At 71.6% G+C, this 9185-nt stretch carries 10 protein-coding genes; 6 read left to right on the forward strand and 4 right to left on the reverse strand.

Translation table 11 applies throughout. From position 1 onward, the window contains the following. Nucleotides 1-23 precede the first annotated feature (23 nt). Both JTN19_RS04170 and JTN19_RS04175 read left to right on the forward strand, forming a co-directional pair. On the forward strand, nucleotides 24-1160 hold the full coding sequence (locus JTN19_RS04170; RefSeq protein WP_206930646.1) for a bifunctional 2-C-methyl-D-erythritol 4-phosphate cytidylyltransferase/2-C-methyl-D-erythritol 2,4-cyclodiphosphate synthase: 1137 nt from the start codon (nucleotides 24-26) through the stop codon (nucleotides 1158-1160). A 242-nt stretch (nucleotides 1161-1402) separates the two neighbouring features. Further along, nucleotides 1403-2587: an acetyl-CoA acetyltransferase gene (locus JTN19_RS04175; protein WP_206930647.1), complete on the forward strand. Its 1185-nt coding sequence runs from the start codon at nucleotides 1403-1405 to the stop codon at nucleotides 2585-2587. A gap of 24 nt (nucleotides 2588-2611) precedes the next feature. Here the strand turns inward: JTN19_RS04175 and JTN19_RS04180 are convergent, their stop codons facing one another. Both JTN19_RS04180 and JTN19_RS04185 read right to left on the reverse strand, forming a co-directional pair. Next, nucleotides 2612-3610, reverse strand: a complete 999-nt coding sequence (locus JTN19_RS04180) for a Bug family tripartite tricarboxylate transporter substrate binding protein (protein ID WP_206930648.1) — start codon at nucleotides 3608-3610, stop codon at nucleotides 2612-2614. Between the two features lie 93 nt (nucleotides 3611-3703). Next, on the reverse strand, nucleotides 3704-4759 hold the full coding sequence (locus tag JTN19_RS04185; protein WP_206930649.1) for an AI-2E family transporter: 1056 nt from the start codon (nucleotides 4757-4759) through the stop codon (nucleotides 3704-3706). A 43-nt stretch (nucleotides 4760-4802) separates the two neighbouring features. On the opposite strand from JTN19_RS04185, the gene JTN19_RS04190 reads away from it, so the two are divergent. Both JTN19_RS04190 and JTN19_RS04195 read left to right on the forward strand, forming a co-directional pair. Next, entirely contained in the window at nucleotides 4803-5462 is a 660-nt protein-coding gene (locus JTN19_RS04190) for a DsbA family protein (RefSeq protein ID WP_206930650.1), read from the forward strand. A 67-nt stretch (nucleotides 5463-5529) separates the two neighbouring features. Beyond that, a complete protein-coding gene (locus JTN19_RS04195) occupies nucleotides 5530-6210 on the forward strand; it encodes a DJ-1/PfpI family protein (RefSeq protein WP_206930651.1) in 681 nt (226 codons plus the stop codon). A 40-nt stretch (nucleotides 6211-6250) separates the two neighbouring features. Here JTN19_RS04195 and JTN19_RS04200 read toward each other — a convergent pair whose 3' ends face one another. Continuing rightward, a complete protein-coding gene (locus JTN19_RS04200; RefSeq protein WP_340643271.1) occupies nucleotides 6251-7267 on the reverse strand; it encodes a polyprenyl synthetase family protein in 1017 nt (338 codons plus the stop codon). A 193-nt stretch (nucleotides 7268-7460) separates the two neighbouring features. On the opposite strand from JTN19_RS04200, the gene JTN19_RS04205 reads away from it, so the two are divergent. Both JTN19_RS04205 and JTN19_RS04210 read left to right on the forward strand, forming a co-directional pair. Beyond that, the gene (locus JTN19_RS04205) at nucleotides 7461-7664 is read left to right on the forward strand and encodes a putative signal transducing protein (protein WP_242530848.1); all 204 of its coding nucleotides are present in this window, start codon (nucleotides 7461-7463) and stop codon (nucleotides 7662-7664) included. Then, nucleotides 7651-8385: a tRNA1(Val) (adenine(37)-N6)-methyltransferase gene (locus JTN19_RS04210; RefSeq protein WP_206930653.1), complete on the forward strand. Its 735-nt coding sequence runs from the start codon at nucleotides 7651-7653 to the stop codon at nucleotides 8383-8385. Before JTN19_RS04205 ends, JTN19_RS04210 begins: the two co-directional genes overlap by 14 nt. Here the strand turns inward: JTN19_RS04210 and JTN19_RS04215 are convergent. Further along, nucleotides 8377-9185 (reverse strand): SDR family NAD(P)-dependent oxidoreductase (locus tag JTN19_RS04215; RefSeq protein ID WP_206930654.1); only part of this gene is annotated, 809 nt, incomplete at its 5' end. The genes JTN19_RS04210 and JTN19_RS04215 overlap by 9 nt on opposite strands.

Below are 9185 nucleotides of genomic sequence, written 5' to 3' on the forward strand. Positions count from 1 at the left end.
GCAAAGCGGGGTAGCGAGGCGCCATGAAGATCGCCGCTCTCCTCTTGGCCGCCGGGACGGGTTCACGCTTCGGCGGCCCCATCCCCAAGCAGTTCGCGCCCCTGGCCGGGCGGCCCGTGCTGCGCCACGCGGCCGAGGCGCTGCTGGCCGGCGGCGAGGTGACCTGGCTGCAACCCGTGGGCGAGGCCGATTCCATTGCCCCCGTGCTGGCCGGCCTGCCGCACCTGCCCGTCGTGGCCGGCGGCGCCACCCGCCAGGCGAGCGTGCGGGCGGGGCTGGAGGCACTGACCGCGCATGCGCCCGACGCGGTGCTGATCCATGACGGCGCGCGGCCCTATTTGCCGCCCGGCATCATCCCGGCCCTGCTGGCGGCGCTGGAAAGCCACCCCGGCGCCATCCCCGCCGTGCCGGTGGCCGATACGCTGAAACGCGGCGCGGGCGGCGTGATCGCGGCCACGGTCCCGCGCGAGGGGCTGTTCCGCGCCCAGACGCCCCAGGCCTTCCGCTTCCCCGCGATCCTGGCCGCCCACCGCGCCGCCACCCAGGACGCCACCGACGACGCCGCCCTGCTGGAGGCGGCCGGGCTGCCCGTCGCCCTGGTCGAGGGGTCGGAGCGCAACATCAAGATCACCCGCCCGGAGGATTTGCCCCGCATGGAACACGACATGACCGCCCGGATGCTGCCGCGCGTGGGGACGGGCTTCGACGTGCACCGCCTCGTGCCCGGGCGGCCGCTGGTGCTGTGCGGGGTGGTGGTGCCGCATGAGATGGGCCTCGACGGGCATTCGGACGCCGATGTGGGCATCCATGCCCTATGCGACGCCATCTATGGCGCGCTGGCGGAGGGGGATATCGGCACCTTCTTCCCGCCCTCCCAGATGAAGTGGAAGGACGCCGACAGCGCCCAGTTCCTGGTCCATGCCGCGGGGAGGATCGCCGCGCGCGGGGGCATGCTGGTCAATGCCGACGTGACGCTGATCTGCGAGCGCCCCAAGATCGGCCCCCATGCCGCCGCCATGCGCGCGCGGCTGGCGGAGCTGCTGGGCGTGGACATCGGCCGCATCGGGGTGAAGGCCACGACGACCGAGCGGCTGGGTTTCACCGGCCGCGGCGAAGGGATTGCCTGCCACACCGCCGTGAGCCTGCTGGTGCCGGCCTGACCAAAAAAAAAGCCGCCCCCTTTCGGGAGCGGCCAAGGCAAGGTTGAGGAAGGCAAAGCTGTCGGGAGGGCCTCGGCCCCACCGACCTACCTGAGATGGGACCAATCCGGTCCTCTTCAAGACCCTTTCGATAATGCATCGCCTAACAAAATTTCCATGACAACGAAGTTTCAACCCATTCTCAGGCGGTGATTTCGCGCCCGCCCCGCAACCGCTATCCTCTCCCCAACACGGAGGATGCGATGACCGGACACACCCATGACGCCGCCATCATCGGCTGGGCCCATAGCCGCTTCGGCAAGATCGAGGACGCGCCGGACGCCGAGGCGCTGATCGGCCTCGTCGCCCGCCAGGCCATCGAGCATGCGGGGCTGGAGCCTGCCGATGTGGACGCGGTCTTCCTCGGCCAGTTCAACGGCGGCTTCACGCCCCAGGAATTCCCGGCATCGCTGATGTTCCAAGCCGTGCCGGAACTCCGCTTCCGCCCCGCCACCCGCTACGAGAATGCCTGCGCCACCGGCAGCGCCGCCATCCATGGCGCGCTGGATTTCCTGGGTGCCAAGCGCGGCCGGGTCACGCTGGTGGTGGGCGTCGAGAAGATGACCGCCACCCCCGGACCCCGCGTGGGCGAAATCCTGCTCTCGGCCAGCCACCTCAAGACCGAGGGCGGCATCGAGGCGGGTTTCGCCGGCGTCTTCGCCCGGATCGCGGAGGCCTATTTCCAGCGCCATGGCGACCAGTCGGACGCGCTGGCCGCCATCGCCGCCAAGAATCACAAGAATGGCGTGGACAACCCCTGGGCGCAGATGCGGAAGGACCTGGGGTATGAGTTCTGCCGCGCCGAGAGCGAGAAAAACCCCTTCGTCGCCCGCCCGCTGAAGCGCACCGATTGCAGCCTGGTGAGCGATGGTGCGGCCGCGATCATCATCGCCGAGGGCGATGTGGCGAAGTCCGCGCCCCGCGCCGCCCGTTTCCGCGCCACCGCCCATGTGCAGGACTTCCTGCCCATCGCGCGCCGCGACATCACCCGCTTCGAGGGCCCGCGCGAGGCCTGGGCGCGCGCCTTCGAGGCCGCCGGGATGGGCTTGTCGGACCTCTCCTTCGCCGAGGTGCATGACTGCTTCACCATCGCCGAACTCATCGAATACGAGGCGATGGGGCTGACGCCGGAGGGCCAGGGCCATCGCGCCATCCTGGAGGGCTGGACCACGAAGGACGGGAAGCTGCCCATCAACCGCTCGGGCGGGCTGAAGGCCAAGGGCCATCCGATCGGCGCCACGGGCGTCTCCATGCACGCGCTCGCCGCCATGCAGCTGTGCGGCGAGGCGGGCGACATGCAGCTGCCCCGCGCCGACGTGGCCGGCGTGTTCAACATGGGCGGCGCGGCCGTCGCCAACTATGTCAGCATCCTGGAGCGGGCGGGCTGACCCGCCCGCTCCAGGGGTATCGCATCAGTCCAGCGTGGCGCCCGAGGCCTCGACCAGCCCCTGCCACACGCGCTCCTGCTCGGAGAGGTAGCGGCCATAGGCCTCGGGACTCTCGTCGGTCACGGGGGTGAAGCCCAGCGGCTCCATCCGGCCCTTGAACTCGTCCGAGCGGGCGATCTGCGTCAGCACCTGGTGCAGCCGCGCGATCACCGGGGCCGGCGTGCGCGCCGGCACGTTCACGGCATACCAGGACTGCATGTCGATGCCCGCCTGCGGCAGCAGCTCCGCTATGCCGGGCACGTCGCGCAGCTCGGGCACATAGGTCACGCGCTCGGCGCTGCCCACGGCCAGCGCGCGGAAGCGGCCTTCGCGCACATGGGGCATCAGGGCGGGGATCACGTCGAACATCATGTCGATGTTACCGGCCACCAGGTCCACGATGGCCGGGCCGCCGCCGCGATAGGGCACATGGGTGATGTCCATGCCCGCCGCGCGGTTGATGCTGGACAGCGTCAGGTGGCTGATCGTGCCGGTGCCGGAGGAGCCCATGCTGATCCGCCCGGGATTGGCGCGGGCGGCGGCCACCAACTCATTGAAGTTCTGCCAGGGGCGGCGGGCGTTGACCACCAGCAGCACGGTCCCCGTCACCACCCGCGTCACGGGGGCGAGGTCGCGGATGGGGTCGAAGGGCATGGAGCGGCGATAGAGGAACTTGTTCGCCGCCAGCATGGAGGCGGTGCCGAGAAGGATGGTGTGCCCATCGGGCTCGGCCTTCGCGACCATGTCGCCACCCAGGTTGCCGCCGGCGCCACCGCGATTCTCGACCACCACACTGGCGTTCAGCAGCGGCTGCATCCGCTCGGCCAGCAGGCGGCCCGTGATGTCCACCGCGCCGCCGGGCGCGAAGGGGACGACGATGCGGATGGGGCGGGAGGGCCAGGCGGCCTGGGCGCGGGCGAGGCCAGGGGCGGCCAGCGGTGCCGCGAGGGCCGCGCCGAGCAGGGCGCGACGGGGGACGTTCATGGGAAGTCTCCTGGGCTGCGGATGGGAGGCCGCGCGGTCAGGCATGGCCTGGGCGGGGTGTCCGGCAGGAAGCGCCGAAAGGCAAGCCCTCGTTCACGGCGGGGGCGCCTGCTTCACCCCGCCCCAGTCCAGCAGCAGCGCATAGCCCACCGCCAGCACCACCGGCCCCAGGAAGAGGCCCAGGAAACCGAAGGCGAAGACGCCCCCCAAGGCGCCCAGCAGGGTCAGCAGCAGGGGCAGGTCCGCCCCGCGGGCGATCAGCCAGGGGCGGATCACATTGTCCACCGAGGAGATGCCCAGCGCCCCGTAGAGCAGCATGAACAGCCCCCACCCCCAGGAATCGGTGGCGAAAAGCCAGATTGAGGCCGGCAGCCACACCAGCGGCGCCCCCACGGGGAAGATCGAGATCACCCCCGCCACCACCCCCAGCAGCACCGGCTGCGGCACGCCCGAGATCCAGAGGCCCAGCGCCGTGAGGAAGCCCTGGGCCAAGGCCGTGCCCAGCAGCCCATAGACCACGCCGCGCGTCACATTGCCCGTCAGCTCCCACAGGTGCAGGGCGCGCTCACCCGCCAGGCGCTCCAGCAGCCGGTAGCAATGCGCCGCGATGGCGGGCCCGTCGCGGTAGATGAAGAAGGCGAGGATGATGGCCACCAGCACCTCGACCAGCCCCGACAGCAGCAGCAGGAGAAGCCCCAGCGCCTGCTGCGCGATGGTGCCGGCATAGGGGCCGACCAGCGCCGTGAGCTGCGAACTGTCGCCCGCCAGCGAATCCCAGAAGGCGTTCAGCCGCTCCCCCACCAGGGGAATGGGCAGAAGGACGCCCGAGAGGTCCGGCAGGCCGTCGGTCAGCACCCGTTCGATCCAGGCGCGGATGCCGTCCACATCCTCGCGCGTCACGGGCGTTGCCAGCAGCAGGGGCAGGCCCAGCAGCAGGAACTCCAGCACCACCATCACCGTGGCCGCATAGCCCGGGCGCAGGGTCAGCCTGTTGGTGAGGAAGCGGAAGATGGGCCAGGTGCAGAAGACCAGGATGACGGCCCCCAGCAGGGCCGAGATGAAGGGCCGCAGCACCAGGAAGCAGGCCAGCGCCAGCAGGCCCGCCGCCAGCAGCCCGATCAGCCGGGCCACTGAGTCCTTGCTTTCCATACGGAACCCTATCGTTTTGCGGTGGTCTGCGTAGAATGGCCCCGTGAACGTCCTCGCACCACCCCGGCCGCGGCTTTCCGTCGAGATCGTCTTCGATCTCGTCTGCCCCTGGTGCTACCTGGGCGTGCGCCGATTGCTGCGCGTGCTGGCGGAGCGGCCGGACCTCCACGCCGAGCTGCTCTGGCGCCCCTTCCTGCTGAACCCGGACATCGCTCCCGGCGGCGTCCCCCGCCAGGACTGGCTGACGCGGAAATTCGGCGGCGAGGAACGGGCCCGGCGCCTGCACGGCACCATTGCCGAGCTGGGCCAGGCCGAGGGCATCGCCTTCCGCTTCGAGCTGATGCGCCGCATCCCCTCCAGCCTGGACGGCCACCGGCTGCTGCGCTGGGCCGCCCCCCAGGGTCCGCTGGACGGGTTGGTGGAGCGCATCTTCCAGGCCTATTTCAGCGAGGGGCAGGATATCGGCCAGCACAGCGTCCTGGCCGCGTTGGCCGCCGCCGAGGGGCTCGACCCCGTCGAGGCCCGCCAGTTCCTGGCCAGCCCCGCCGAGACCGAGTGGGTCCACCTGGAAAACCTCCGCGCCCATCGCCTGGGCATCAACGGGGTGCCCTGCTTCCTGGTGGACGGGCAGCACGCCATCGCCGGCGCCCAGGAGGGCGAGGTGCTGCAACGCCTCATCGAGGTCGCGCTCACCACCTCCTGACCTCCGGCCTGGACGGCGCCCGGGAAAGCCCGACAATGACGGGACAACCACAAAGGGGGCCCGTTCCATGACACATCTGACCATCGGCAGCGTGATCTTCCCGGACCTGGACCAGGTGGACCTGACCGGGCCGCACGAGATCCTGTCCCGCCTGCCCGACTCGACCTGGCGCCTCTACGGGCCCAGCCTCGACCCCGTCACCGACATGAAGGGCCTGCGAATCCTGCCCGACGCGGTGCTGGAGGACGCGCCGCAGCTCGACGTGCTGCACGTCCCGGGCGGCTTCGGCGTGGATGCAGCCATGCGTGACCCGCGTCTGCTGGACTGGCTGAAGCGCCAGGCCGAAGGGGCGCAACTGGTCTTCACCGTCTGCACCGGCTCCCTGCTGCTGGGCGCCACCGGGCTGCTGCGCGGCCGCCGCGCCACCACCCACTGGGCCAGCCACCATCTGCTGCCCCTGCTCGGTGCCACGCCGGTGGACGAACGCGTGGTCGAAGACGGCAAGTTCGTGACCGCGGCCGGCGTCACCTCGGGCTTCGACGGCGCCCTGCACGTGGCCGCCAAGCTGCGTGGGCCGGAGGCCGCCCAGTTCATCCAGCTCTACATGCAGTACGACCCCCACCCGCCCTTCCAGGCCGGCCACCCCCGCACCGCCCCCGCCGCCACGCGCGATCAAGCCACCGCCGCCTTCGCAAACGTCGTCGCCGCGCGCGAGGCAGTGCTGCGGGGACTGCAACTCACGGGGTGAGGTGGTGCCGCGGGGAGGGGGCGGCAGCCCCCGCCGGGCCTCACCGCGCCCGTGCGATGCAGAACCGCACCACCTCGGCCAGCGCGTGGCGGAAGGGGTTGTCCGGGAAGCCGGCCAGGGATTGCAGGGCGGCCTCGCCATAGGCTTCCGCGCGGGCGATGGTCTTGGCGACGGCGCCGTGGCGGGTCATCAGGCGCTGGGCTTCGGCGAAGTCGCTGTCGTCCTGCTGGCGTTCCTCGATGGTGCGGCGCCAGAACTGCTGCTCGGCCGCGTCACCGGCATGGAAGGCGGCGAGCACGGGCAGGGTGATCTTGCCCTCGCGGAAATCGTCGCCGACGGTCTTGCCCAGCTTCTCCTGCTCGGCCGCGTAGTCGAGGGCGTCATCCACCAGTTGGAAGGCGATGCCGAGGTTGCGGCCATAGGCGTCGAGCGCCTCGGCCTCTGCCTCGGACCGGTCGGCGACGACGGCGCCCAGGCGCGTGGCGGCGGCGAAGAGGGAGGCGGTCTTGCCCTCGATGACTTCCAGGTATTGCGCCTCGGTGGTGCCCAGGTCGTTCTGGATCAGGAGTTGCAGCACCTCCCCCTCCGCCAGCGTGGCGGCGGCCGAGGACAGGATCCGCATCACCTCCAGATTCCCATCCTCCACCATCAGGCGGAAGGCGCGGGCAAACAGGAAGTCACCCACCAGCACCGAGGGCTTGTTGCCGAAGAGGGCGTTGGCAGAGGCCTGGCCGCGGCGCAGGGCGCTTTCGTCCACCACATCGTCATGCAGCAGGGTGGCGGTGTGGATGAACTCCACGCAGGCGGCGAGCGCCACATGGCGCGGCCCCTCATAGCCGCACATGCGCGACGCCGCGAGGGTCAGCACCGGCCGCAGCCGCTTCCCGCCCGAGCCGACCAGATGCGCGGCAAGCTGCGGGATGAGGGCCACCGGGCTGTGCATGCGCTCGATGATCAGGCGGTTGCACTGCGCTAGGTCCTCGGCCACGAGGGCGGTGAGGCGTTTCAGCGCGTCCTCGCCATGCCCGGCCGCGCCATGGTCCTTCGCCTCGATCACACCACCCACGCTGTCATGCCCCCGAAACGCGCCCTGTCCCGCGCGATGGCCAATGGTCAGAAAAGGCGCGGCCAGCCCAGGGCCGCTCAACCGGATGTCACGGCTTGACCGTTCCGCGCCGCGCCGCAGGATAGGCCCCGGCACAGATGGCGGCAAGGCAAGGCCTGGCAAGGGTCTGGCACCGCTGGAGGGGATGCGCATGGAGGTGGTGGCGGAGGATGGCGACCCGGTTCGCATGCAGTTCCTGGCCGCCCTGCTGCGCGACGCCGGCATCGAGCCCGTGATGCTGGACGCGAACCTGGCGGGGCTGGGGCTGGCCGTCTTCCCCCGGCGCCTGGCCGTGCGGCGCGAGGATCGGCCGCGCGCCCGGCGCATCCTGGCCGATGCCGGGGTCTGACCCGCCCGACGAGGCCTTCACCGAGGATGCGCTGCTGGGCGGCCGGGTGCGGCTGACCCAGCCGCGCGAAGGGTTTCGCGCGGCACTCGACCCCGTGCTGCTGGCCGCCTTCATCCCCGCCCGGCCCGGCGAGACGGTGCTGGAGGCCGGCTGCGGCAGCGGGGCGGCCTTCCTGTGTCTGAACGCCCGGGTGCCGGGGCTGGCCATGCACGCGATCGAGCGGGACGCCGAGATGGCGGCCCTGGCGCGGCGCAACGCGGAGGCCAATGGCGCGCCGGCGGAGATCCATGTCGCCGACATCCGCACCCCCACCCCCCTGCCCCGCTGCGACCACGCCTTCGCCAACCCGCCCTATTGGCCAGGCGGCACGCCCTCGCCCCAGCCGCGACGGCGCGACGCCGCGCATGAGGATGCGGCGCTGGAGGATTGGGTGGCCATGCTCGCGCGACCGCTGCGGCACCTGGGCACGCTGACGCTGGTGCTGCCCGCGAGCCGCTTCGCCGCCGCCGCGGCGGCGCTGCGCGGCGCGGGCTGCGGGTCGGTGCGGCTGCTGCCGCTCTGGCCGCGCGCGGGGGTGACGGCCAAGCGCGTGCTGATCCGGGCGCGGCGGGGCGGGCGGGGCGGGGATGAGGTTCTGCCCGGCCTCGTCCTCCACGCCGCGGACGGCTCCTTCACGCCCGCGGCCGAGGCCGTGCTGCGCGGGGGGGCCGCGCTACCGTAGCGCGCTGGCCACCGGGCAGGCGGTGCGCCCGCCATCCACCTGCAGATGCGCGCCCGTGATGGCCGAGGCCGCGTCCGAACACAGGAACAGCACCGCCGCCGTGACCTCGGCCGGCGTGGAATAGCGGCCCAGCGGGATGTTGGCCTTGTAGCGTTCGGCCGCGTCGTTCACGCCGCGCAGCCCGGCCTGCTCTTCCAGGGAATGGATCATCCGCGTCTCGGTGGGGCCGGGGCAGACGGCGTTCACCCGCACACCCTGCCGCGCCACCTCGCCCGCCACCGAGCGGGTGATGCCCAGCACCGCATGCTTGGAGCCCACATAGGGGGCAAGGCCCATGGAGCCCGCCAGAGCCGCCGTGGAGGCCGTGTTCACCACCGCGCCCGCGCCCTGGCGCAGCATCACCGGCAGCACCGCGCGCAGGCCGAGGAAGACGCCCTTCACGTTCACGGCCATGACGGCGTCGAAGACCTCCTCCTCCTGCTCCACAAGCGGGCGGACATGGCCCTCGATGCCGGCATTGTTGAAGAAGCAGTGGATGCCGCCCCAGGTCTCCACGGCGGCGGCGACATAGGAAGCGACATCGGCCGCGCGCGTGACGTCAGCGATGCGCGACTGCGCGTCATGGCCTTCCGCCCGCAGCGCGGCGGCGGCGTCGTGCACCAGCGGGTCACGGTCCACCAGCAGCACGCGCGCACCCTCACGCGCGAAGCCCTGCGCGGCGTCGAGGCCGAGGCCATTGGCCGCCCCGGTCACCACCGCCACCTTGTCCTTGAAGCGCATCCTCCCCTCCCTCCTTGTTG

The sequence above is a fragment of the Roseococcus thiosulfatophilus genome, from assembly GCF_017311575.1.
Taxonomy (GTDB): Bacteria; Pseudomonadota; Alphaproteobacteria; order Acetobacterales; family Acetobacteraceae; genus Roseococcus; species Roseococcus thiosulfatophilus.